Source organism: Nocardioides sp. Root140 (assembly GCF_001426745.1).
Classification (GTDB): domain Bacteria; phylum Actinomycetota; class Actinomycetes; order Propionibacteriales; family Nocardioidaceae; genus Nocardioides.
The window spans coordinates 25,722-49,601 of sequence record NZ_LMFI01000002.1 but is presented as its reverse complement, the minus strand read 5'-3'; the positions used below and the strand labels follow the sequence as shown (position 1 = coordinate 49,601).

Below are 23,880 nucleotides of genomic sequence, written 5' to 3'. Positions count from 1 at the left end.
ACCCACCACTTCAGGAGAAACCGCCATGAGCACCACGACCTTCGCCCCCGAGACCACCACCACCGCCACCGCCACCACGAGGAGCACGAAGCGCACCGTCAGCTACGTGATCAGCGGCCTGGTCGGTCTCTTCCTCGCCGTCGACTCGATCAGCCACCTGCTCAACGTGCAGACCGCGCAGGACTGGAACGAGAAGTACGGCGCCCCCGAGTGGTTCAGCTATCCGCTGGGCATCTCGCTCGGCATCGCCTTGATCGTCCATCTGGTCCCGCGCACCGCGGTCCTCGGCGCCGTGTTGATCACCGGCTACCTCGGCGGCGCGATCGCGGTCAACATCTACCTCGACGACCAGGCGGTCTTCGGCTCCGTCTTCGCCTTCGCGATGGCGGTCCTGGTCTGGGGCGGCCTGTGGCTGCGGGACGACCGGGTCAAGGCGCTCTACACGCGCTGACCCACCGCGCTCTGCGCCCGACCTGCGTCAGGCAAGCAGGTCGCGCTGCCGCTCGGCGCCCTTGCGCTCGGCGAGGAGCCAGGCGGCCAGCCCACCGCCGATCGCGCCGAACAGGTGTCCCTGCCACGAGATGCCGGGCTGACCCGGAAGCACGCCCCACAGCACGCCGCCGTACATCAGCAGGATGAGCACGCCGAGGGCGATCTGTCCGGCCTTGCGGGCAAAGAAGCCACGCACCAGCAGGTAGACCAGCCAGCCGAAGACCAGGACCGAGGCGCCTATGTGCACCGAGTTGTCCTGGCCGGTCAGCCAGGTGCCGACCCCGCCGACGACCCACACGATCGCGGTGACGCCGAGCCACGTGCGGGTGCCGGACAGCAGGATCAGGAAGCCCAGCACCAGCGTCGGGACGGTGTTCGCGATCAGGTGGTCCCAGCCGCCGTGCAGCAGCGGGGCGAAGACGATGCCGAGAAGCCCGTCGGTCTCACGGGGTTGCACTCCCTCGGCGTCGAGCCGGTTGCCCATCAGCGTGTCGACGAACTCGATCACGTAGAGCAGCGCGACGAAGCTGCCGATGACCGTGGCGGCCCGCACCCACCGCGGGGTCTCCGCAGTGGAGGACGTGCGTGCGTCGGGGAGGCTCATGCCTCCAGCGTATCCAGCGGTCGGCTACTTCTTCCTGCTCAGGAAGGCCAGCATCGCCTCGCGGGCCGCATCCGAACCGAAGAGGCGGCCGGACAGCGCGGCGAGGTCGTCGCCCCGGGCGTCCATGCGGTCGAGCAGGTCGCGGGCCAGCAGTGCCTTGGTCTCGCGCAGACCCTGGGCCGCACCCGTGGCCAGCTCGGCGCACACGGCGGCGACGGCGTCGTCGAGCTCGTCGGCGGGTACGGCGCGAGTGACCAGGCCCCACTCAGCGGCTTCGGCGCCGGTGAACTTCGCGCCCGTCAGGCACGCGTAGGCACCGGCCCGCGAGGTCATCCGGGGCAGCACGGTCAACGAGATGGCGGCCGGCGCCAGGGCCAGCTTCACCTCGGTGAGTGCGAACGTCGCGTCGTCGGCAGAGATGGCGATGTCGGACGCGGCCACGATGCCGATGCCGCCGGCGCGCACCGCGCCGTACACGCGAGTCACCACGGGCTTGGCGAATGCCACGATGCGGCGCTGCAGGTCGACGATGCCCTTGGCGCCTTCCTCCATCGAGCCCTCAGCGGCCTCGGAGAGGTCGGCGCCCGAGCAGAAGACCTTGCCCTCGGCGCCGATCACGACGACCTTCACGTCGTCGTCGGCCTCGGCCCGCTCGAGCCCGGCGTACAGCTCGGTCACCAGCTGGCGCGAGAGCGCGTTGCGGTTGTGGGGCGAGTCGAAGGTGAGGGTCGCGATGCCCCCGGCGGCGGCGTACTTCACGAGCTCGGTCATGCGCGCCATCCTGCCATCCCCCGAACTCGGGGATCAGGCGAGCAGCGCGACGATCACGAACATCACCGGCACGGCCAGCATCGTGCTGACGAAGATCGCGTCGCGGGCCACGATCACTCCGCGGTCGTAGCGGGTGGCGTGCACGAAGATGTTCTGCGCGGTCGGCAGCGCGGAGAGCACGGTCACGGCGAGCAGCGCCTCGGAGTCGAGGCCGAACAGGAAGCGGCCGGCGGCGTACGCCGTGACGGGTTGCACGACCAGCTTGAGCACCGAGATGAGCCCCAGCTCGGCCGGTGCTGCCCCGCGCCCGGGCAACGGGCCGAGCCGCAGCGAGACGCCGTACGCCAGCAGCATCGCGGGCACCGCCATGCCGCCGACCAGGTCGAGCGGGTCGTGGATCGGGGCCGGAAGCTCGACGCCGGCCAGCGACACGGCCAGCCCGATCAGCGACCCGACGGTCAGGGGCGTGCGCAGCGGCCGGGAGATCAACCGCCACGCCGAAGGAGGCTGGGGCGAGGTGGCCTGGTCGAGCACGGCGAGAGCCAGCGGCTGGAGGACCAGCAGCTGCATCAGCAGCGTCGGCGCCACCAGCGCCACGTCGCCGATGACGTACGCCGCGATCGGCAGGCCCAGGTTCCCGGCATTGACGTACGCCGCACAGAGCGCGCCCACCACGGTGTCGGCGAGGTCTCGGCGGAAGACCAGCCGGGCCGCGACGACGTACACCGCGGACGCGACGAGCACCCCGACCGCGGTGGCCGCGAGGTTGCGCGAGAAGACCTCGGTCACGTCGGTGTCGGCCAGCACCGTGACCATCAGGGCAGGGCTGGCCACGAAGAACGCCAGCCGCGACAGCACCACCTGCGAGGCGAGGTCGAGGACCTTGAGGTGCGCCAGCAGGGCACCGAGTCCGATCACCACGATGATCGTGGCGAATCCGGCAAGGACTCCCTGCATTGCTCCCCTTCAATGGTGGCTGGGGGCTGTGGGTGGGCCCCGGGACAGCCCTCAGCCACCATTGAACACTGGGAGTTCTCTTGACGTCAAGATACTTGAGGTCGGTGCTTCATTCCTCCATGAGCCGCGAGCGGATCAGGAAGCGCCTACCTTCGGGCGCCTCCAGCGAGAAACCGGCGCCACGACCCTTCACCACGTCGATGGTGAGGTGCGTGTGCGACCAGTACTCGAACTGCGACCTGCTCATCCACACCGGCACCGCCCGCTCGAGACCCACGTCGAGGTCCCCGAGATGGATGTCGGAGTCCCCCGTGCGGAACTCGCCCTGCGGGTAGCACATCGGCGACGAGCCGTCGCAGCAGCCGCCGGACTGGTGGAACATCACCGGCCCGTGCGTCCCGGTGAGGCTGCGGATCAGCTCCGCAGCCTCCTCGGTGACGGCGACGCGTTCCACTTAGAAGAAGCCCAGCTTGTCGGGGCTGTAGGAGACCAGGAGGTTCTTGGTCTGCTGGTAGTGGTCGAGCATCATCTTGTGGTTCTCGCGACCGATGCCCGACTGCTTGTAGCCGCCGAACGCGGCGTGGGCCGGGTAGGCGTGGTAGCAGTTGGTCCACACGCGGCCGGCCTCGATGGCCTTGCCGGCGCGGAACGCCCGCGAACCGTCACGCGTCCACAGTCCGGCACCGAGGCCGTAGAGGGTGTCGTTGGCGATCTTGAGGGCGTCGGCCTCGTCGTCGAACCCGGTCAGCGAGACCACCGGTCCGAAGATCTCCTCCTGGAAGATGCGCATCGAGTTGTCGCCCTCGAAGACCGTCGGCTGCACGTAGTAGCCCTCGGCGAGGTCGCCCTCGAGCACGTTGCGGCCGCCACCGGTGAGCACCTTCGCGCCCTCCTTGGTGCCGATGTCGATGTAGCTGAGGATCTTCTCGAGCTGGTCGTTGCTGGCCTGGGCGCCCATCATCGTCGTCTCGTCGAGCGGGTTGCCCTGCTTGATCGCCTCGACGCGGACGATCGCGTCGGCCACGAAGTCGCTGTACATCGACCGCTGCACGAGGGCGCGCGACGGGCAGGTGCAGACCTCGCCCTGGTTGAGCGCGAACATCGTGAAGCCCTCGAGCGCCTTGTCGTAGAACGCGTCCTTCTCGTTGGCCACGTCGTCGAAGAAGATGTTGGGGCTCTTGCCGCCGAGCTCGAGGGTCACCGGGATGATGTTCTCGGTGGCGTACTGCATGATCAGGCGGCCGGTGGTGGTCTCGCCGGTGAAGGCGATCTTGCGGATCCGCGGCGACGACGCCAGCGGCTTTCCGGCCTCGACACCGAAGCCGTTGACCACGTTGAGCACACCGGCCGGCAGCAGGTCGCCGATCAGCTCCATCAGCTTGAGGATCGACCACGGGGTCTGCTCGGCCGGCTTGAGGACCACACAGTTGCCGGCGGCCAGGGCCGGCGCCAGCTTCCACACGGCCATCAGGATCGGGAAGTTCCAGGGGATGATCTGGCCGACCACGCCCAGCGGCTCGTGGAAGTGGTAGGCGACGGTGTTCTCGTCGATCTCGGAGATGCCGCCCTCCTGGGCACGCAGGGCACCGGCGAAGTAGCGGAAGTGGTCGATCGCCAGCGGCATGTCGGCGTTGAGGGTCTCGCGGACCGCCTTGCCGTTGTCCCAGGTCTCGATGACGGCCAGGTCCTGGAGGTTCTGCTCCATGCGGTCGGCGATCTTGAGCAGGATGTTGGACCGCTCGGTGGTCGACGTACGACCCCAGGCGTCGGCGGCGTTCCAGGCAGAGTCGAGTGCGGCGTCGATGTCCTCGGCGGTGCCACGGGCGATCTCGGTGAACGGCTTGCCGTTGACCGGCGAGATGTTCTCGAAGTAGGCGCCCTTGATCGGGTCGACCCATTCGCCACCGATGAAGTGGCCGTAGCGGCTCTTGACCTCGATGGAGGATCCGTCGGTGCCGGGTGCGGCGTGAACAGTCATGTCGTGACTCCCAGAAAGTGTCGAGAAGGGGCGTCGGAAGGTGACGCCGCTCACAACGTAGGGAGCCGCACGTTGCACGGACGTTGCGCTCAGGCCGAACTCTCAGGCCGAGCTCTCAGGCCGAACTCTCAGGCGAGCTCGCGGTCCAGTCGCTCGATCTGGCCGTTGATCAGGGGCAGCAAAGGTGACCTCGGGCCGACGGCGTCGCGCTGGGCCACCCACATGTCGTAGTCGTCGGTGCCCCACGACGACCGGGTCCACGTCGACATCAGGTCGGGTACGCCGGACCGCAGCACCCCTTGTCGCACCGTCGAGTCGATCGCCTCGCGCAGCCGGACCACGCCAGGCGCGGTCGAGCGCGGCAGCAACGGGCCGCGATAGGCGCGCACGGCGCCGGCCACGTCACCGTTGACGATGCGCGCCTCGACCGCCAGCCAGTCGCCCGACACGTCGGCGACCAACCGGTAGGGGCGGCTGGCCAGGAGGTCGTCGCCGAGCAGGTTGCGCAGCCGGTTGAGCTCTGCCCGCAGCGTGGACCCGGAGTTGTCCTCCTCGTAGAGCAGCACCGCCAGCTCGTCGCCCGAAAGGCCACGCGGCGCCGACGCGAGCAGAAGCACCAGCTCGCTGTGCCGCGGGGAGAGGCGCAGGGTCGAGTGCCGTCCGGAGCCGTCGTCGATGTCGAGCAGCGCTTCGTGGCGGCCCAGCCCTTGGATGGAGATGCCGAACCCCGCCTGCCGGCGTACCTCGGCGGGCTGCGCGGAGGCGGTGAGCTTGAGGTGCGCCAGCTCGGTCTCGGCCATCCGCGCCGCGGCCCGCACCATCGCCATGGTCTGGGGCACGACGATCTGGTCGCCACCGGTGATGTCGAGGACACCCAGCAGCTCGCCCGTGGTGGGGTCGTGGATCGGCGAGGCGGCACAGCTCCACTGGCGCACCGAGTGCCGGAAGTGCTCGGAGCCGATGATGCTGATCGGCTGGCCCAGGGCCAGGGCCATGCCGGGTGCGTTGGTGCCGGCGAACCGCTCGTCCCAGTTGGACCCCTCGACGAAACCGATCTTCTCGGCCTTGCGGAGCACCTGCGGGTGGCCGCACACCCAGAGCAGCTGGGCCGACGCGTCGGAGACCGCCATCACCGCGTCACAGTCGCGGGCGGCCTGGCCGAGCACGTCGTCGAGCAGCGGGAAGACGTGCGCCAACGGGTGCGCCTCGCGGTGCCCGCGCAGGGTGTCCTCGGCGAGCGTGATCGGGGCCTCGGGCTCTTCAGCGCGTACGCCGGCCGCGGCGGAGCGATGCCACGACTCCGCCACCTGGACCCGCATGCCTTCAGAGGTCATCCGACCAGTGAACCTCCTTCGCCGTCCCTGCACCAGTGCCGTCCGAAACCCATCCGATCGGGCGGCCGCTCCGAAGCACACCCATGAAGCGACTCTGGAATGCCCTGCGCTCCGGCTCGCCGTTCGCCCTGGCAGGTGTGCTCGCCACACTCTGCGGGATGGCGGCAGGCCACCTGATCGCGTCACTTCTCAAGCCGGCGTCCTCACCGGTGCTCGCGGTCGGGTCCACGGTGATCGACCTGACGCCGACTCCGCTCAAGGAGTACGCCGTCCGCGAGTTCGGCACCAAGGACAAGCCGATCCTGCTGGCCAGCGTGATGGCGGTGACGCTCCTGCTCGCCGCCGTCGCCGGCTTGCTGGCACGCCGCTGGTTCCCCGTCGGGGCGGGGCTGCTGATCGCCCTCGTCGCGCTCGCGGGAGCCGCTGCAGTCACCAGACCGCTGGCCACGGCGAGCGACGTGGTGCCGTCGTTGGTTGCCGCCGTGGTCGGCTTGGTGGTCCTGGTGCTGCTGGTGCGACTGCTCAACGGTTCACGAGAACCGGCGGACGAACCGGCGCAGGCAGCGGCGGAGGAAGACCCGGCGCCCACACACTCCGCGGGCGGGCCTGTGGGCCCCTCCCCGGCCGGTGGGACCGGCCCGTTCGACGTGATGTCGAATCTCGAGCCGATCGCGCGGCGCAAGCCCAGGTCGAAGTCGAAGTCGAAGTCCGCACCGACGGCCGCTCCCCGCGCCTCCCGACGCACCCTGCTGATCACGACGGGCCTCGTCGCGGCCGCCTCGGCGACCATGGGCTGGGCCGGCGAGAAGATCATCGCCTACCGGACCCGCATCGGGAACGTGAACCTGCCGCCCGCAGCCAAGCCGATCGCGCCGCTGCCGGCGGGTCTCGAGAACGTCTACTCGGGCATCTCCAACTTCCAGACCTCCACCGACCGCTTCTACCGGGTCGACATCAACCTGACCCTGCCCGTGGTGCCGGTCGACGACTGGAAGCTGACGATCGACGGCGACGTCGACAGCTCCTTCAGCCTCACCTTCGACGAGCTGGCCGCGATGCCGTTGATCGAGCGCGACATCACGATGACCTGCGTCTCCAACGAGGTCGGCGGTCGCTACATCGGCGCCGCGCGCTGGCTCGGCGTACCCCTCACCGACCTGCTCGACCGGGCCGGGGTCGGCAGCAAGGCCGACCAGATCCTGAGCACCGCGGTCGACGGCTTCACCATCAGCACACCCCTCGAGGTGGCTCGCGACGGACGCGACGCGATGGTCGCGATCGGCATGAACGGCGAGCCCCTGCCGGCCGAGCACGGCTTCCCCGCGCGCCTGATCACGCCCGGCCTCTACGGATTCGTCGGCGCCACCAAGTGGCTGACCCGCCTCACGCTCACGACGTACGACGACGACTCGGCGTACTGGACGGACCGTGACTGGGCCACCGACGCCCCGATCAAGATCTCCTCGCGGATCGACACCCCGAAGCCGCTGGCCACCATCAAGGACGGCCAGACCGTGATCGGCGGGGTGGCCTGGGCGCAGCGCGTCGGCATCAACAAGGTCGAGGTGCGAATCGACGGGAATGCGTGGCAGGAGGCGACACTCGGGCCGGATGCCGGCATCGACTACTGGCGTCAGTGGTACCTCCCCTGGGACGCCAGCCCCGGCCAGCACATGCTCGCCGTCCGGGCCACCTCGCTCGACGGTGAGGTCCAGACCGCGGCGCGTGCGACCCCGTTCCCCGAGGGCTCCAGCGGCGTCCAGGAAATCGTCGTCACCGTCGAGTGACGACCGGCCTGAGGCAGCTCCGGCTCGAAAAAACTTCCGTCACCGACCAATCCGGTCGGCCGACGGCAGCGAATCAACACCCGACAGCACCAGAACCCAGAAAGGCACTCCCATGAAGCGCTCCATCATCCGCCAGACCGGTATCGCCGCAGCTGCCCTTGCCCTGTCGGTGTCGCTCGCCGCCTGTGGTTCCGACGACAACGGCGGTGACGACAAGACCACCGCCGAGGACACTCCCAGCCAGACCGAGTCGTCCGCCCCGTCCGACGACATGGCCGACGACGCCGGTGCCGAGACCTTCGGTGCGGGCTGCGCCAAGATCCCCACGAGCGGTGCCGGTTCGTTCAACGGCATGGCCACCGAGCCGGTCGCCACGGCGGCCAGCGCCAACCCGCTGCTCGAGACCCTCGTGACCGCCGTCGGTGAGGCCGGTCTCGGCGACACCCTCAACTCGGCCGAGGCGCTGACCGTCTTCGCCCCGACCAACGACGCGTTCGCCAAGATCCCCGCGGACACCCTCAAGGGCGTCCTCGCCGACAAGGCCACGCTGACCAAGATCCTGACCCACCACGTCATCGCGGGCCAGCTCGGCCCGGACGAGCTCGCCGGGAAGCACAAGACGCTCGCCGGCGACACGATCATGGTCAAGGGCTCGGGTGAGGACTTCACCGTCGGTGGCGAGAACGCGGCCGTCCTGTGCGGCAACATCCCCACCGCCAACGCCACGGTCTACGTCGTCGACTCCGTGCTGATGCCGGCTTCCTGATCCTGGGAAACCAGGACACGACACAATGGATCACGTGACAGGCATTGCATCCGTTCCCTCCGGCGACTCGTCGTCGGAGGGGGCGGGTGCGCCCGCCCTGGCTGACCTGTTCCGCAGGGCCGCCCGGGGTGACGAGTCCGCCTTCTCCGCGTTGTACGACGCGACGGCGGCTCGGGTCCACGGCCTCGTGCTGAGGGTCGTCCGCGACCCGGCGCAGGCCGAGGAAGTCACCCAGGAGACCTACCTCGAGGTGTGGCGCACGTCGGCCCGCTTCGACGCCGACCGCGGCAGCGCCCTCTCATGGCTGATGACGATCGCCCACCGCCGTGCGGTGGACCGGGTCCGTTCGGCCGAGGCGGCCCACCGCCGCGACAACAACTACCACGACCAGTCCGAGACGGTCCCGCACGACTCCACCGCAGAAGCCGCCGCCACCGCCCTCGAGGCGACCCGCGTACGCCGAGCCATGCAGTCGCTGACCGAGATCCAGCGAGAAGCCCTCGAACTCGCCTTCTTCGGCGGTTACACACATACGGAGGTGGCTTCGATGCTGGACGTTCCGATCGGCACGGCCAAGACTCGTATCCGCGACGGACTCATCCGTCTCCGTGACGCATTGGGGGTGAACCAGTGATGAGCGACATCCACGCACTGTCCGGCGCCTACGCCGTCGACGCCCTGGACGACATCGAACGACACCTGTTCGAGAAGCACCTGGCGACCTGCGCGGACTGCCGCGCCGAGGTGGCCGGTCTCCAGGAGACCGCGGCCGTGCTCGCCGCAGCCGTCGCCACGCCTCCCCCGCCCGCGCTCAAGGACCGCATCATGGCCGAGGTGGCCACGGTCCGCCCGCTGCCTCCCGAGGTGCCCGGCCGTCACGTCGACGAGGAGCGGCCCTCACGTCGCCGCTGGTTTCCGTCGCTGGTCGCAGCGGCAGCCGCAGTTGCGGTGATCGGTGGCGGCGCAGTCGTGATCACCCAGCCGTGGGACGACGAGACCACCCAGCTCAGCGCCACCGCCCAGGTGACGCAGGCCTCCGACGCCGCGACGATCTCGGCCGACCTGCCCGACGGCTCGACCGCACGCATCGTGCGTTCGGCGTCGCGCGGCCAGGCCGTGCTGCTCGCCGACGACATGCCCGAGGCACCGGCCGGCAAGGTCTACCAGCTCTGGCTCCAGGCCCCCTCGGGCGACATGCTGCCGGCCGGGCTGATGAACGGCGGTGACGCCGAGGTGCTCCTCGACGGAGACGCACGTACGGCGACCGGCGCAGGCATCACGGTCGAGCCGGCCGGCGGATCACCCGCACCGACCTCCGACCCGGTGGCCCTGTTCGCCTTCGAGGGAGCGTGACCCGGAGGGTCGCCGTTGTGGGAAGTGGCGTTGCCGGCCTCACCGCCGGGTACGCCATTTCCCGCACGGCGCACGTCACGCTGTTCGAGGCCGACGACCGGCTCGGCGGCCATGCCGACACCCACGAGGTCGACGGCCTGGCCATCGACACCGGGTTCATCGTGCACAACGAGCGCACCTACCCGACCCTGCTCCGGCTCTTCGCCGAGCTCGGCGTCGAGACCCAGGCCTCCGACATGTCGATGTCGGTGCGCGACGTCGCCACCGGGTTGGAGTACGCCGGTGCGCTCGGTGCGCGTGGGCTGTTCCCGACGTTCGCGAACCTGGGGCGGCCGGCGTACCTGCGGATGCTGGTCGAGGTCCCCCGCTTCCACCGCCGGGCCCGCGCACTTCTGGCCTCCTCGGGCTCGGGTGAGGCTGCCGAGGACCAGACCCTGCGCGACTTCCTCGCGGACGGCGGCTTCTCGGCGTACTTCACCCGGCACTTCATGGAGCCGCTGGTCGCCGCGGTGTGGTCGTGCGACCCCGAGTCGTCCCTCGACTACCCGGCCCGCTACCTCTTCGCGTTCCTCCAGCACCACGGCATGCTCGGTGTCTTCGGCTCGCCGCAGTGGCGCACCGTCACCGGTGGCTCGCGGGAGTACGTCGCCAGGGTGGCCGCCCAGCTCCCCGACGTACGCCTCGGCACGAAGGTCACCTCCGTCCTCGAGACTGCCGACGGCGTCGAGGTCACGGACGGCAACGGTGAGGTGACCAGGTTCGACGCGGTCGTCATCGCGACGCACCCCGCCCAGGCGCTGACCATGCTGGCCGACCCGACACCCGCGCAGCGCGAGGTGCTCGGCGCGATCCCCTACTCGCGCAACACCGCGCGCCTGCACACCGACGCGTCACTCCTGCCCAAGGCACGCCGCGCGCGGGCGTCGTGGAACTTCCTCCGCCCGGAGGCCAGCACCGGCGAGGTCACCGTGACCTACGACCTGACCCGGCTCCAGCGGCTGCCCACCGACCGGCCCTACCTCGTCACACTGGGTGGCGCCGACCTGGTCGACCCGGCCACGGTGATCGAGACGATGGAGTACGAGCACCCGCTCTACACGCCGTCGTCGGTGGCCGCGCAACGCCGGTTGCCCGAGCTCGACACCGACCGTCTCGCCTTCGCCGGCGCCTACCACGGCTGGGGATTCCACGAGGACGGCGCGGCCTCGGGTGCCCGCGCCGCCGAGCGGCTGGGCTTCGCGTGGTCCGTCACTCCCGCCGCGGTGGAAGCCGGTCGCGTCTACGAGACCTCCGTGCGGCACGTTCGCCGAGGGCCGGTGGAGCACGCGTTCGACAACGCCTCCCATGCCTGGCTGGTCGACCTCGACGACCTCCCGCCTGCCCGGTGGACCGCGTCGTTCGAGGCCCGCGACCACCTCGGTTCGCCCGACCACTCGCTGCGCCGGAATGTCGACGACTTCCTTGCCACACAGGGAATCGCCCTCCACGGCGGGCGCATCCTGATGCTCGCCAACCCTCGGGCGCTGGGCCACTGCTTCAACCCGATCAGCGTCTACTGGTGCCACGACGCCAGCGGCGCACAGGCCTGCGTGGTGCTCGAGGTCCACAACACCTACGGCGACCGGCATGCGTACGTCGTACGACCTGATGCGCATGGTCACGCAGGCGTCGACAAGGCGATGTACGTCTCGCCGTTCAACGACACGTCGGGTCACTACGAGGTGTCGGTGACCCCGCCCGGTGACCGGATCGCGGTCTCGGTGACGTTGCAGCGCGACGGCGAGCCCGCGTTCACCGCGTCGGTGACCGCCCGCGCGCTGCCCGCCGGGCGGCGACCGTGGCGTGCGGCACTGGCACCAATCCGGACCTCACTGTTGATCCGAACACAGGGCATCGGCCTCTGGCTGCGACGACTCCCCGTCCAGCGCAGGCCCACGCACCCACGACAGGAGGGGGTCCAGTGACCATCACCGACGCTCGCCAGGAGACCACACAGGCCGACCGCTGGCCGGGCCTGTACGCCGTACCGTCCGGGCCGAGGGCCGCCGTCTCGGCAGCCGTGGCCCGCCGGATCTTCGCGCACGCCACGCAGCGGCTCGGGATCACCGTCGAGACGCCGAACGTGCGCGCCGTCGACACGTCGGCGCCGACGATCGTGCTGCACCGGCCCGACGAGTTCTTCCGCAAGGTCGGCAACGACGGCCTGATCGGCTTCGGTGAGGCCTACATGACCGGCGCCTGGGACTCCCCCGACCTCGACGCCCTGCTGACCAGGATGGCCGGCGAGATCGCGACGCTGGTGCCCGACTGGATGCAGCGCCTGCGCGCGGTCTGGATGGCGCGGATGCCCCGCACCCACCGCAACAGCGAGGACCAGACCCGCGACAACATCAGCCACCACTACGACCTGTCGAACGACCTCTTCGCGACGTTCCTCGACAAGACGCTGAGCTATTCGTCGGCGTTGTTCGACAGCCAGGTCGAGCGGGTCGGCGACCACCTGGTCGCCGCGTCCCCCGGCATCGTCGAGCGCACCGACCTCGAGGGTGCGCAGGGCGCCAAGATCGAGCGGCTCCTCGACCAGGCCGGGGTTCGCGAAGGCTCGCGGGTGCTCGAGATCGGCACCGGCTGGGGCGAGCTGGCGATCCGTGCCGCCCGCCGTGGCGCCAGTGTCCGCTCGGTGACCCTGTCGAGCGAGCAGCAGGCGCTGGCCCGTGAGCGCATCGCCGAGGCCGGGTTCGCCGACCGGGTCGAGGTCGACCTGCTCGACTACCGCCAGGTCACCGGCACCTACGACGCGGTCTGCTCGGTGGAGATGATCGAGGCCGTCGGCCACGAGTTCTGGCCGACCTACTTCTCCACGATCGACTCGCTGCTCGCGCCCGGTGGCCGGGTCGCGATCCAGGCAATCACCATGCCGCACGACCGCATGCTGGCCACGCGCGGTGGTTTCACGTGGATCAACAAGTACGTCTTCCCCGGCGGCTTCCTGCCCTCGACCGAGGCGATCGAGCAGGTCACCACCGAGCACACCTCGCTGCGCGTCACCGAGCGGCTGTCGTTCGGGCTGCACTACGCCGAGACCCTGCGCCTGTGGGACGAGGCGTTCCGCACGTCGAGCCCCGTCGTACGACGCCTCGGGTTCGACGACGTCTTCGAGCGCATGTGGCACTTCTACCTGGAGTACTCGCGTGCCGGGTTCGCTTCCGGGTACCTCGACGTACAACAGATCACCCTGACCAGGAGCGACTCATGAGCGTTGCCGCACGCCTCGAAGCGGGCCTGCGCCCGGTCCTGCGGGGCGGCCTGCCGGTGCGGCTCGAGGCCTGGGACGGCTCATCGGCCGGACCGTCCGACGCGCCCAAGGTCACCATCCACTCGCCCGACGCGTTGTCCCGCATCTTCTGGCGCCCGGGTGAGCTCGGCGCCGCACAGGCCTACGTCTCCGGCGAGATCGACGTCGACGGAGACCTGGACGCGGCCCTGACCCACGTGCGGTCGGTCGCGCGATCACGCGGGCTCGCCGGCCTGGGCTTCAGCCCTGCCGTGGCCAGCGGACTCGTGAAGGTGCTGCGCGACGTACGCCTGCCACCACGTGCGCCGGCCTCCCAGGCCCGGGTCCGCGGGCGGCTGCACAGCAAGCTGCGCGACCGCGCGGCGATCAGCCACCACTACGACCTCTCCAACGACTTCTACGAGCTGATCCTCGACCCGTCGATGGCCTACTCCTCGGGCTACTGGTGCTCCGACGAGCCCGACTACACGCTCGCCGACGCGCAGCGCGACAAGCTGTCGCTGATCCTCGACAAGCTCGGCCTCAAGCCGGGCATGACGATGCTCGACGTGGGCTGCGGTTGGGGTTCGCTGACCCTGCACGCCGCGCAGCGCGGCATCAAGGTGGTCGGCGTGACGATCGCGGCCGAGCAGAAGAAGTTCATCGACGCCCGCATCCGTGACCTCGGCCTGGAGGACCACGCCGAGATCCGCCTGCAGGACTACCGGGAGGCCACCGGTGAGTACGACGCGGTCGCGTCCGTCGAGATGGGCGAGCACGTGGGCCAGCGCAACTACCCGACGTACGTCGAGGTCCTTCGACGTTCAGTGAAGCCCGGCGGCAGGGTGCTGGTCCAGCAGATGTCGCGAACCGGCAAGCATCCGGGAGGCGGCCCGTTCATCGAGTCGTTCATCGCTCCCGACATGCACATGCGTCCGGTCGGTGAAACCGTGGCGTTCTTCGAGAGCGGGGGTCTCGAAGTCCGCGACGTGCACGCCATGCGTGAGCACTACGTGCGCACGGTGGGGGCATGGATCGAGACGTTCGAATCCAACATCGACCGGGTCACCGCCCTCGTCGGCGAGGAGGTCGCCCGTGTCTGGCGGCTCTACCTCGTCGGCGGGGGTATGGCTTTTCGCGACGGCCGCATGGGCGTCGACCAGATCCTGTCCGTGCGGCCAGGACGGGACCACACGATCCCGCCGGTCCGCACGTGGTGACTGCGTTCGTCCTCGTCTCCGGCGCCTCCCTCGCGGCGGCGGCCCTGCTGATGGCGGTCACTGCCGTGATCGGGCATCGGCTCGGCAAGGTCTCGGTGGTCGACACCTCGTGGGGCCTCGGGTTCGTGCTGATCGCCCTGGTCGCCGCGGTGCTGGGCGACGGGGCTGACTGGCGGCGCTGGCTGCTGTTCGCGCTCGTCGGGTTCTGGGGACTCCGGCTGGCCTGGCACATGCACCGTCGCAACCACGGACAACCCGAGGACGCCCGCTACGCCGCCATGCTCGAGGGCCAGTCGTACGCCGTCGCGGTGCGCCGGGTCTTCGCCACCCAGGGCATCGCACTGTGGTTCGTGTCGTTACCGCTGCAGGTCTCGGCCGTCGCCGGCTCCGGTGTCACGTGGGTCGTGGCGGTCGGCGTAGTCCTGTGGCTGGTCGGCGTCTTCTTCGAATCGGTCGGCGACGCCCAGCTGGCGGCGTACAAGCGTGATCCCGAGCGTGGCCCGGTGATGGACCGCGGCCTGTGGGCGTGGACCCGGCACCCGAACTACTTCGGCGACACCTGCGTGTGGTGGGGCATCTTCCTCGTCGCCGCGTCGGCATGGCCCGGCGTGCTGACCGTCCTCTCCCCCGTGGCGATGACCTACTTCCTGGTCTTCGCGACCGGCGCCCGCCTGCTCGAGAAGCACATGGCCGGCCGGCCCAGCTGGGACGACTACGTCGCCCGCACGTCGATGTTCGTCCCCCTGCCGCCGCGTCGGCCGGGCCGGCGTGCTCGGTAGGCTCGCCGCCATGGCGATCATCCACCGGGCAACCATCACTCCGACCAAGCTGGAGCTCCTCGACGCATGGCTCGCCACGCCCGCTTCCGGTGGCCTCGAGGGCCCCGATGCGTTGAGCCAGGTCGGCAACTACCGCCTCGACGACCCCGACGGTGAGGTCGGCATCGAGGGCCTGCTGATCACCCGCGGCGGTCCGCTGCGGCACGTCGTCGTGACCTACCGCGCCGCCCCGCTCGACGGCGCCGACGCGCACCTGATCACCACGATGGAGCACTCGGTCCTCGGCCAGCGCTGGGTGTACGACGCCTCCGGCGATCCGGTCGCGATTGCCGCCTTCCGGCGGGCACTGGCCGGCCAGCAGGAACAGGCCGCCCTCGAGGTCTGGGACGGCGACACCCTCGTCGAGACCCGCGAGCCGACCGTCCGCCTCGCGGTGGAGAACCCGGCTGCTTCGCCCGACGGACTCCAGGTGCACCTCGCCGCCCAGATCGGCGCCGAACTGCCCGGATCGTCAACCCTGGTGGCCACCTGGGACGGCGGCACCGCCGTCATCGCCTCCGCCTGAATCAGCAGCGCGTCCCCCGGTTGGTTGAGGAGGCGCGCCAGCGCCGTCTCGAAACCACGCCCGTCGTCGGGCGGCCTCGGTGGTTGAGGAGGTCCCGCCAGGGACCGTCTCGAAACCACGCCCGTCGTCGGGCGCGGCTCCAGTGGTAGCCCCGCGTAGGCATGAGCCACGCGTCGAGCCCGGGGTTACCGCTGAACGCCATCTCGGTGGTTGAGGAGGCGCGCCAGCGCCGTCTCGAAACCTGCTTGGTGCGTGCGAAGGCTTCGATGGTGGCTGAAGGTCGTCCAGTCGAAGATCGGGAGCCGTCAGCCACCACGGAAGGCCGTGCTTGCGACGCCGTGCGCTTCTCGATGGTTGAGGAGGTCCCGCTAGGGACCATCTCGAAACCTTGCCCGCCTCGGTGGTTGAGAAGGCGCGTCAGCGCCGTCTCGAAACCAGGCCCGGTCAGGGCAATAGGGCCAAGCGGGCGGTGAGGACGGCGGTGGGCCGGTGTGGGCGTGGCGGTAGCCCCGTTCACCGTGTTGTGGTGGCGGGGCTTGCGCTGGTGGTGCTGTGGGGCCGGTGCTGCTTGTACTGATCCCGACGTTGCTGCGGATGAAGTCGCTGTCGCGCGGTGTCGGGGTTCAGTTGGTGGGGAGCTCGATCGTCCCGTGGGTGGTGACCAGCCAGGTCCGCTGTCGCGCGGTGTCGGGGTTCAGTTGGTGGGGAGCTCGATCGTCCCGTGGGTGGTGACCAGCCAGGTCCGGCGGTACTGGTTGGTCCAGGTATAGGTCCCGTCCTTGTTCCTGACGTACGACCACCGGCCGTGGGTCTTGGCGAGGTGATGTCGCCGGCACAACGGGGCGAGCCTGTCGGGGCTGGTCTGCCCCGGTGGCCCGGTGTCGTCGTAGGACTCAATGTGGTCGAGGTCGCAACGGCGTGAATCAACCGAACAGTGCGGGAAGACGCAATGCCGGTCGCGGGTGATGACCTGTTCACGCATCGCTTCGGGCGGGTCGTGCTGATCGACGGCCCAGTCGTGATTCAGGTCGATGACCGGGGTCATCGTGGCGTCGGGGCCGAGGTCACGGATCCAGTCGAGAATCTTCTCGACGGTGACGGCTCCGAACAGGTTCGTCTCCGCCATCCCCGGCGCCGGCTCGTGGCCGCCGGTGCCTGCGGAGGCGCCGTGGGTGCCGGTGGTGGCGAGGTCGGCGAGGTTCACGTGGATGTAGAGCCGGGTCTTGAGGTAGGACTTGCGCGGCGTGACCTGCTTGCCCGCACCGTGACTGCCCGCGTCGTCGCCTTCACTGGCTCCATCGCCGTTGCCGTCGCCTTCACCGGCTCCTGCACCGTTGCCGTTGCCGTCGCCGTCACGGTTCCTGTTGGCATGGTCGTCGGTCCCGTTGTCGTCGCCGATGAGGCCGAGGAGGTCGGCGCTGGCCTGCCGATCCGCGATCACGCCGAGGGCCTTGGCCCTGCGTTGCCCGAGGGTGTCGGTGTCACCCAGCTTGCCGAGGGTGGTGGCCTCATCACTGATGAGGTCGTGGAACTTCGCCAGGTCCAGCGAGTCACCCATCGCAGTCGCCTTCGCCGGCTCCTGCACCGTCGTGTTGCCGTCGCCGTCACGGTTCCTGTTGGCATGGTCGTCGGTCCCGTTGTCGTCGCCGATGAGGCCGAGGAGGTCGGCGCTGGCCTGCCGATCCGCGATCACGCCGAGGGCCTTGGCCCTGCGTTGCCCCAACGTGTCGGTGTCACCCAGGCGGCCCATCGTGGTGGCCTCATCACTGATGAGGTCGTGGAACTTCGCCAGGTCCACCGAGTCACCCATCGCATCCAGCCGGCTGGTGCCGTTGCCTGCACCCGCGCCGTGCTCGATGGTGACGTCCCACTGGTCCTTCCCGGGCACCGGCGAGGGCTCATTGTTGTCGAGTTTGTCGGGGTGGAACTTCGCGATCGCCGACCTGATCGTCTTCTCGATGGTCGGGATCCCATACCTACCCAACCGGGCGAGTTCGGTGTCGATCCACTCGGCCGCCTCGGCGGAGAGGTCATGGGTGTCTTCGGCGATCTTGCAGCCCCGCCACGCTTCGAGCTCCAACGCATCGACCGCAGCCCAGGTCTTCGGGAGGCGGTGGTGCAGGTCCAACGTGTTCGCCAGCAGCCGTTTCGCGGTCCAGGAGGACACGGCGGTGGCGGTGGCCCAGGACTCGGTCACGAACGCCGCCACCAACGGGGTCCCTTCACCACCCAACGCTTGGTCGTAGTCGGCCAGTCCGGGGATCCCGTCACCCCACGTCGCCGCATCCACACCGGGCCCGGCCGGGTTGGTGACACACAACTGGTAGGCGAGGCGGAGCTTGCGGCGTTCGGCACGCCAGGCGGTGTCCTTGGCGTCGGTGATCAGGTCGAGCAGGACCGCCTGGTAGGCGAGGCGGAGCTTGCGGCGTTCGGCACGCCAGGCGGTGTCCTTGGCGTCGGTGATCAGGTCGAGCAGGACCGCGCCTTCGAGGTCGTCGACCTCGAAGGGTTGGGCTCCTGCATCGGTTTCGATCATGGGTCCATTGCATCAGGCACCACCGACAGCCGACACCCCAAAAAGTCGTTGTCCACAGGCCCCGGAGAAGATTCTTCGAACCATTTTCTGTGGGTGGTCTCGAGACAGTCGCAGAGCGACTTCCTCAACCAGCGAAGGGTGCCGGGCGGGGTGGTTCCGAGACGGACGCTGAGCGACTTCCTCAACCACCGAGCCACCAAGGACCCGGTGTTCGCGCATCAAAAGCACACGGTTCGCGCATCAAGAACACACGGTTCGCGACAGGCGGAGGACGAGCTGGCGGGTTCGTCGTACGCGCATCACCGTGCGGTGCGCGGCTCCCCAACCAGCGAAGGGTGCCGGGCGGGGTGGTTTCGAGACAGTCGCTGCGCGACTTCCTCAACCAACGATCGGCTGCACGAGGTCATCAGCTGCCGGAGGAGCCGAGACGGTCGGCGACGAGGGCTGCGAGCTCGGCGTGGACGATGTCCGGCGTGACCGCGTCGGCGACCTTCCCGCGCACCAGTGCGGCGATCACCACGGGCTCGCCGCGAGGGTTCCAGGCCACACCGACGTCGTTGTTGCTGCCGTAGTCGCCGCCACCGGTCTTGTCGGCCAGGATCCACCCCTCCGGCAGTCCGGCCCGGAACCTGTTGTCCGAGGTCTGGTTGGCCAGCATCCAGTCGCGCAGGGTCGCCCGGTCCCGCCGCGACAGGGTGTCGCCGACGAGCAGGCCGGCGTACGTCCGCGCGATCGCGGCCGGAGTCGTGGTGTCGCGCGGGTCTCCGGGCAGGGCCGAGTTGAGCTCGGTCTCCCACCGGTCCAGCCGGGAGACGCCGTCGCCGACCGACCTCAGGAACGCGGTCAGCCCGCGCGGGCCGCCGATCTCACGCAGCAGCAGGTTGCCTGCCGCGTTGTCACTGAAGCGCAGGGCGGCGTCGCAGAGCTCGCGGATCGTCATGCCGTCGTCGACGTGCCTGCCGGTCTCCGGGGTGTGACTGATCAGGACGTCGGCAGGTGGGTAGAAGACCCGCCGGTCCAGGGTCTCCCCGCGGCGATCGTGGTCGCGCAGCACGGCCGCTGCCGCCAGCGCCTTGAACACCGAGCACATCGCTGCCGGCGCGTCCGCCCGGTGCTGCATCGTCCTGCCGCTGGGGAGGTGGGTGGCAGAGAGGCCGACCGTCACGTCGTACCGCCGCTCGATGGCGGCCACCTCGCTCACCCGGTCACCGCGCCCGGCGGTGGTGGCAGGCGCGGCACCACTCGCGGGCAGCCAGCCCGACGCGGCCAGGGCGAAGGGGGCAACCGCACCCGCCTTGAGCAGGGTGCGGCGGTGTGGCGGATTCATGGCAGACGGGTTCGGTGCAGACGGGTTCGATGCAGACATGGCGGCCTCCCGGGATGGATGTGTGGCCCCACGGAACCGGACGGCGGCCACCCGTGTCCAAGACGGTTCGGCTACTGATCCATGCGTTGTCGCTATGGTTCCCGGGTGGATCTCGTGGCTCATCTCAGGGCGTTCGTGGCGGTCGCCGACGAGCGCAGCTTCACCCGGGCGGCGGACGCGTGCGGCGTCCCGCAACCGGTCGTCAGCCGGCGGGTCGCGGCGCTCGAGAAGCACTTCGCCGGTGCCCTGCTGCGTCGTACGTCGCGCGAGGTCGAACTGACCCCGTTGGGCCGCAGGCTCCTGCCCCATGCCGCGGACCTGATCGCCCGCGCCGACCACCTCCAGGACCTGGCTCGCCGGCACGACACCCAGGTGGTCGTGGGGCTCCCCCGCGACGCCGATCCGCGCGGCCTGGTCACCGCCCGCAGGGCCGGTGAGCGCGCCGGCGTGGACGTCGACTTCGTCGAGCTCGATCCGTCAGAACGCCATGCGGCGTCCAGGAGCGGCCAGGTGACCGTCGCGCTCACGGCCTGCCCCGCAGGGGAGGGAGTGATGACAGCCGAGCTCGGCGCCGCCACCAGCGGCGGCGCCATCCGCGGACGGCGCGTGCACCTCGACCAGCTGCGTCGGCAGGGACCGGCCGACCGGGCTCCCGTCCTGCACCTGCATGCCGAGGACGACGTGCCATGGATCCGCGACCGCGTCGTCCGTGCGGCACGGGCCAGCGGTCTGGCACCGCACCAGCTCCGGATCGGAGCCGGTCGGACCGAGAGCGTCACCGCGGCCCTCGACCTCGGCGACGTCATCGTCTGTACGCCGGGTTGGGCGGCCCGGCACGACCTGCGGTGGCGGTCCCTGGGCGGACTCGAGCTGGTGCGGAGCTACGCGTTCACCAGTCAGCCGGACGCCACGTTGCCGGCCGGCATCGAGGTGCTCGAGAAACCGCTGGCTGATGCCCTGGGACTCACGTGAGCGGCGCGGCGAGCTCGGCGTACGGGTTCTCCGGCGAAGCCGTCGAGGTGGCCCACGAGATCAGGCAGGCATGGTCGGAAGCCGGACTGCGGGGCGCGTTCAGTGCCCGCAACCTCGACACTGGTGAGGAGCTGGGCTTCGAGCCCGACCTGCCGTTCCCGCTGGCGTCGGTCTCCAAGGTTCCGCTGGCCCTCGTCGTCCTCGACCTGATCGCCTGCGGAGAGCTTGACGCCGAACGCCAGGTGACGTTGGACCCGAAGGACCGGACTCCCGGCCCCACCGGGATCTCGTCGTTCCGTCACCCGACGTCGGTGGCCGTGGAGGACCTCGTGCTCCTCATGCTGACCGTGAGCGACAACGCCGCGGCCGACGCGCTCTTCGAGATCACGCCGCCGGCGGCGGTCGCCGACAGGCTGGCCGCGTGGGGCTGCACCGGGATCCAGGTGCGTCACCCGATCCGGACCTTGTACGACGCGGTCAGCGCGGCCTCGTCCGACGACCCGGTGCTGGCCCTCGAGCTCGCGATACGCGCCACCACGGGCGGCGGCGGCCACGTCCTTCCCGCCCTCGACAGCGGCACCGCGACCTGCGGCACCTCGCGTGGACTGGTCGACCTGATGGACAAGGTCTGGAATGACCGCGTCAGCGTGCCGCCCGCGACCGCACGACTGCGCGAACTCCTCGGAGGCCAGGTCAACGGAGCCAGGCTCGCCTCGGGTCTGTCCTCCGACCTGGTGCGGGTGCACAGCAAGACCGGGACCTTCCTCAACCTCCGACACGAGGCCGGGACGATCTGCTCCTCGGCCGGGGACCGCATCGCGGTGGCGGCGCTGACTGTCTCGACGGTGCCGTCGAGGGTGCAGCCCGAAGCAGAGCGTGCCATTGCGCTGGCCGGGCGGGCGGCATTCGAGGTGCTCCGGTTCTAGTGCGTGGTTGACTCGGGGCATGGAGCCCGTGGCTGCGGCGTTCGAGGCGGTGCCACGAGCCGGATTCCTGCCGGCCCGGGCGCGCCGGCGTGCGTCGTACGACGGACCGATCCCGATCGGGGAGGGACAGACCAACTCCCAACCCCGCACGGTGGAGGCGATGCTCGAGCTGCTCGACGTACGCCGCGGCCAGCACGTGCTCGACGTCGGCGCCGGGTCGGGCTGGACCACTGCCCTGCTGGCGCACCTGACCGGGCCGACCGGCCGGGTGCGGGGAGTCGAGCTGGTGCCCTCGATCACCGCATGGGGACAGCGGAATCTCGAAGGGGCGGCAAAGCCGTGGGCGAGCATCGAACCTGCCGAGCCCGGCGTCCTCGGCCTGCCCCGGCACGCGCCGTACGACTGCATCCTGGTCTCGGCCGAGCCGGCCACGCTGCCCGACGAGCTGGTCGCACAGCTGGCCGACGGCGGGCGCATGGTCATCCCGGTGTCCGGCGTGATGCTGCTCGTCGTGAAGCGCTCGGACGACGTCGACGTGACCAGGCACGGCTACTACCGTTTCGTGCCGCTGAAGTAGGTCAGCCCGGACGGTCGACCTGGGCGGCCAGGTGGTCGGGTGCCATCAGGCAGAAGGAGTCGACCAGCAGCTCACGCACCTCGGTCCAGTCGGAGTCCTCGTCGATGATCATGCCGATCACGTCACGGCCCCAGCCGGCCCGGAAGTACGGCGCACCGAGGTGCTCGAACGCCGCGACCTCGTCGGGCTCGCCCCGGAAGACGATGCGGAAGAGCTGGTCCTCGCCGCCGAAGACGTGCACCACGGTGTTGCCGCCGACCCGCCAGCGCACGCCCACCCACGCGTCCTCCTCGTGGATCCGCGGGAGCGGGTCGAGGATCGCGCGCAGGCGTTCGAGCATCCACGTCGGGACGAGCGGGCGCTCCTTCTTGGCCATGGCACAAAGCCTGCCATGCGCCGCCGACAGCCGATCAGACGTCCCGAGTCATCGGAGGACGATCAGAGGCCCATCATGCGGCCGACGATCTCCTTCATGATCTCCGTGGTTCCTCCGTAGATCGTCTGGATGCGGGTGTCGAGGTACGCCTTGGCGATCGGGTACTCGCTCATGTAGCCGTAGCCGCCGTGCAGCTGGAGGCAGGCGTCGACGGTCTTCTTCTGCAGCTCGGTGGTCCACCACTTGCCGGCGGCGGCGTCGTCGATGGAGAGCGTGCCGGCGTTGAGCTCGGTGATGCAGCGGTCGACCCACACCTGGGCGATGCGTGCCTCGGTCTCGAGCTCGGCCAGCGTGAAGCGGGTGTTCTGGAACGCCGAGATCGGCTTCCCGAAGGCCTTGCGCTCCTGCACGTAGGCGACGGTCTGGTCGATCACCGAGCGGCAGGCCGCGGCAGCGACGACGCACAAGGTGAGGCGCTCCTGCGGGAGCTTCTCCATCAGGTAGATGAAGCCCTTGCCCTCTTCGCCCAGCAGGTTCGCGACCGGGACCTTCACGTTGTCGAAGAACAGCTCGGCGGTGTCCTGCGCCTTGAGGCCGATCTTGTCGAGGTTGCGACCGCGCTCGAAGCCCGCCATGCCGCGTTCGAGCACGACCAGCGAGATGCCCTGGGCGCCGGCCTCGGTGTCGGTCTTGCAGGCCACCACCACGAGGTCGGCGTTGATGCCGTTGGAGATGAACGTCTTGGACCCGTTGACCAGGTAGTAGGGGTCGCCGTCATTGGTGACCAGCTTGGCGGTGGTCGTCATGCCCTGCAGGTCGGAGCCCGCGCCGGGCTCGGTCATCGCGATCGCGGTGATCGTCTCGCCGGTGCAGAACTTCGGGAACCAGCGCGCCTTCTGCTCGTCGTTGGCGTAGGAGAGAAGGTAGCCGGAGACGAGGTCGGTGTGCAGTGCGAAGCCGACACCGCTGGCGCCGATCCTGGTCAGCTCCTCCTGGAGGATGGCGTTGTAGCGGAAGTCCTGCACCCCGCCGCCGCCGTACTCCTCCGGCATCATGAAGCCGAGAAGGCCGAGCTCGCCGGCCTGCTCCCACAGCTCACGCGGCACGATGCCGGCGGTCTCCCACTCCTCGTGGTGAGGGACGACGTGCTTGTCGAGGAAGGCTCGGACGGTGTCGCGGAACGCGTCGTGATCGGCGTCGAAGATGTTGCGCTGCACGGTGATTCTCCTGAAACGGTGGGGGTTTTG

General features: G+C 69.8%; 23 protein-coding genes. 13 read left to right on the top strand and 10 right to left on the bottom strand.

What is annotated here, in order from left to right:
• The first annotated feature begins 25 nt into the window (after positions 1-25).
• Positions 26-451, top strand: a complete 426-nt coding sequence (locus ASD30_RS07810; RefSeq protein WP_082563676.1) for a DoxX family protein — start codon at positions 26-28, stop codon at positions 449-451.
• Positions 452-478: 27 nt separating this feature from the next.
• Here the strand turns inward: ASD30_RS07810 and ASD30_RS07805 are convergent, their stop codons facing one another.
• The 6 genes from ASD30_RS07805 to ASD30_RS07780 form a co-directional block, all read right to left on the bottom strand.
• The gene (locus ASD30_RS07805) at positions 479-1,096 is read right to left on the bottom strand and encodes a rhomboid family intramembrane serine protease (RefSeq protein WP_056679648.1); all 618 of its coding nucleotides are present in this window, start codon (positions 1,094-1,096) and stop codon (positions 479-481) included.
• A gap of 24 nt (positions 1,097-1,120) precedes the next feature.
• Positions 1,121-1,867, bottom strand: a complete 747-nt coding sequence (locus tag ASD30_RS07800; protein WP_082563675.1) for an enoyl-CoA hydratase-related protein — start codon at positions 1,865-1,867, stop codon at positions 1,121-1,123.
• Positions 1,868-1,900: 33 nt separating this feature from the next.
• The gene (locus ASD30_RS07795) at positions 1,901-2,824 is read right to left on the bottom strand and encodes an AEC family transporter (protein ID WP_056679643.1); all 924 of its coding nucleotides are present in this window, start codon (positions 2,822-2,824) and stop codon (positions 1,901-1,903) included.
• Positions 2,825-2,933: 109 nt separating this feature from the next.
• Positions 2,934-3,278 (bottom strand): DUF779 domain-containing protein, encoded by a 345-nt coding sequence (locus ASD30_RS07790; protein WP_056679641.1) that lies wholly within the window; start codon positions 3,276-3,278, stop codon positions 2,934-2,936.
• Positions 3,279-4,802 (bottom strand): acetaldehyde dehydrogenase ExaC, encoded by a 1,524-nt coding sequence (gene exaC, locus ASD30_RS07785; protein ID WP_056679638.1) that lies wholly within the window; start codon positions 4,800-4,802, stop codon positions 3,279-3,281.
• A 128-nt stretch (positions 4,803-4,930) separates the two neighbouring features.
• Entirely contained in the window at positions 4,931-6,136 is a 1,206-nt protein-coding gene (locus tag ASD30_RS07780) for a helix-turn-helix domain-containing protein (protein ID WP_056679635.1), read from the bottom strand.
• 83 nt (positions 6,137-6,219) lie between these two features.
• On the opposite strand from ASD30_RS07780, the gene ASD30_RS07775 reads away from it, so the two are divergent.
• The 9 genes from ASD30_RS07775 (at position 6,220) to ASD30_RS07735 (ending at position 15,880) form a co-directional block, all read left to right on the top strand.
• The gene (locus tag ASD30_RS07775; protein WP_056679632.1) at positions 6,220-7,923 is read left to right on the top strand and encodes a molybdopterin-dependent oxidoreductase; all 1,704 of its coding nucleotides are present in this window, start codon (positions 6,220-6,222) and stop codon (positions 7,921-7,923) included.
• A 112-nt stretch (positions 7,924-8,035) separates the two neighbouring features.
• Positions 8,036-8,689 carry a fasciclin domain-containing protein gene (locus ASD30_RS07770; protein ID WP_056679629.1) on the top strand — a complete coding sequence of 218 codons (654 nt, stop codon included), beginning with the start codon at positions 8,036-8,038 and terminating at the stop codon, positions 8,687-8,689.
• A 25-nt stretch (positions 8,690-8,714) separates the two neighbouring features.
• Positions 8,715-9,323, top strand: a complete 609-nt coding sequence (sigK, locus tag ASD30_RS07765) for an ECF RNA polymerase sigma factor SigK (protein WP_056679625.1) — start codon at positions 8,715-8,717, stop codon at positions 9,321-9,323.
• Positions 9,323-10,042, top strand: a complete 720-nt coding sequence (locus ASD30_RS07760; RefSeq protein ID WP_056679622.1) for an anti-sigma factor — start codon at positions 9,323-9,325, stop codon at positions 10,040-10,042. Before sigK ends, ASD30_RS07760 begins: the two co-directional genes overlap by 1 nt.
• Before the next feature lie 17 nt (positions 10,043-10,059).
• Entirely contained in the window at positions 10,060-12,006 is a 1,947-nt protein-coding gene (locus tag ASD30_RS07755; RefSeq protein WP_235532536.1) for an FAD-dependent oxidoreductase, read from the top strand.
• A complete protein-coding gene (locus ASD30_RS07750; RefSeq protein WP_056679616.1) occupies positions 12,003-13,298 on the top strand; it encodes a class I SAM-dependent methyltransferase in 1,296 nt (431 codons plus the stop codon). The genes ASD30_RS07755 and ASD30_RS07750 overlap by 4 nt, the downstream gene beginning before the upstream one ends.
• Positions 13,295-14,536 (top strand): SAM-dependent methyltransferase, encoded by a 1,242-nt coding sequence (locus ASD30_RS07745; protein WP_056679613.1) that lies wholly within the window; start codon positions 13,295-13,297, stop codon positions 14,534-14,536. The genes ASD30_RS07750 and ASD30_RS07745 overlap by 4 nt, the downstream gene beginning before the upstream one ends.
• Positions 14,533-15,315 (top strand): DUF1295 domain-containing protein, encoded by a 783-nt coding sequence (locus ASD30_RS07740; RefSeq protein WP_200951107.1) that lies wholly within the window; start codon positions 14,533-14,535, stop codon positions 15,313-15,315. Before ASD30_RS07745 ends, ASD30_RS07740 begins: the two co-directional genes overlap by 4 nt.
• 10 nt (positions 15,316-15,325) lie before the next feature.
• The gene (locus tag ASD30_RS07735) at positions 15,326-15,880 is read left to right on the top strand and encodes a maltokinase N-terminal cap-like domain-containing protein (RefSeq protein ID WP_056679914.1); all 555 of its coding nucleotides are present in this window, start codon (positions 15,326-15,328) and stop codon (positions 15,878-15,880) included.
• A 694-nt stretch (positions 15,881-16,574) separates the two neighbouring features.
• Here the strand turns inward: ASD30_RS07735 and ASD30_RS07730 are convergent.
• Together ASD30_RS07730 and bla are read right to left on the bottom strand one after the other, a co-directional pair.
• Entirely contained in the window at positions 16,575-18,416 is a 1,842-nt protein-coding gene (locus ASD30_RS07730) for an HNH endonuclease signature motif containing protein (protein ID WP_056679608.1), read from the bottom strand.
• 406 nt (positions 18,417-18,822) lie between these two features.
• Positions 18,823-19,743, bottom strand: a complete 921-nt coding sequence (gene bla / locus ASD30_RS07725) for a class A beta-lactamase (protein WP_056679605.1) — start codon at positions 19,741-19,743, stop codon at positions 18,823-18,825.
• Between the two features lie 153 nt (positions 19,744-19,896).
• On the opposite strand from bla, the gene ASD30_RS07720 reads away from it, so the two are divergent.
• The 3 genes from ASD30_RS07720 to ASD30_RS07710 are packed head-to-tail and all read left to right on the top strand — an operon-like array spanning position 19,897 to position 22,257.
• Positions 19,897-20,754 (top strand): LysR family transcriptional regulator, encoded by an 858-nt coding sequence (locus ASD30_RS07720; protein ID WP_162254253.1) that lies wholly within the window; start codon positions 19,897-19,899, stop codon positions 20,752-20,754.
• Positions 20,751-21,680, top strand: a complete 930-nt coding sequence (locus tag ASD30_RS07715; RefSeq protein ID WP_056679600.1) for a serine hydrolase — start codon at positions 20,751-20,753, stop codon at positions 21,678-21,680. Before ASD30_RS07720 ends, ASD30_RS07715 begins: the two co-directional genes overlap by 4 nt.
• A 19-nt stretch (positions 21,681-21,699) precedes the next feature.
• A complete protein-coding gene (locus tag ASD30_RS07710; protein ID WP_056679597.1) occupies positions 21,700-22,257 on the top strand; it encodes a protein-L-isoaspartate O-methyltransferase family protein in 558 nt (185 codons plus the stop codon).
• Position 22,258: 1 nt separating this feature from the next.
• Here ASD30_RS07710 and ASD30_RS07705 read toward each other — a convergent pair whose 3' ends face one another.
• Both ASD30_RS07705 and ASD30_RS07700 read right to left on the bottom strand, forming a co-directional pair.
• On the bottom strand, positions 22,259-22,633 hold the full coding sequence (locus tag ASD30_RS07705; protein WP_056679594.1) for an MmcQ/YjbR family DNA-binding protein: 375 nt from the start codon (positions 22,631-22,633) through the stop codon (positions 22,259-22,261).
• Positions 22,634-22,695: 62 nt separating this feature from the next.
• Positions 22,696-23,850: an acyl-CoA dehydrogenase family protein gene (locus tag ASD30_RS07700; RefSeq protein ID WP_056679592.1), complete on the bottom strand. Its 1,155-nt coding sequence runs from the start codon at positions 23,848-23,850 to the stop codon at positions 22,696-22,698.
• Between the last annotated feature and the right edge of the window lie 30 nt (positions 23,851-23,880).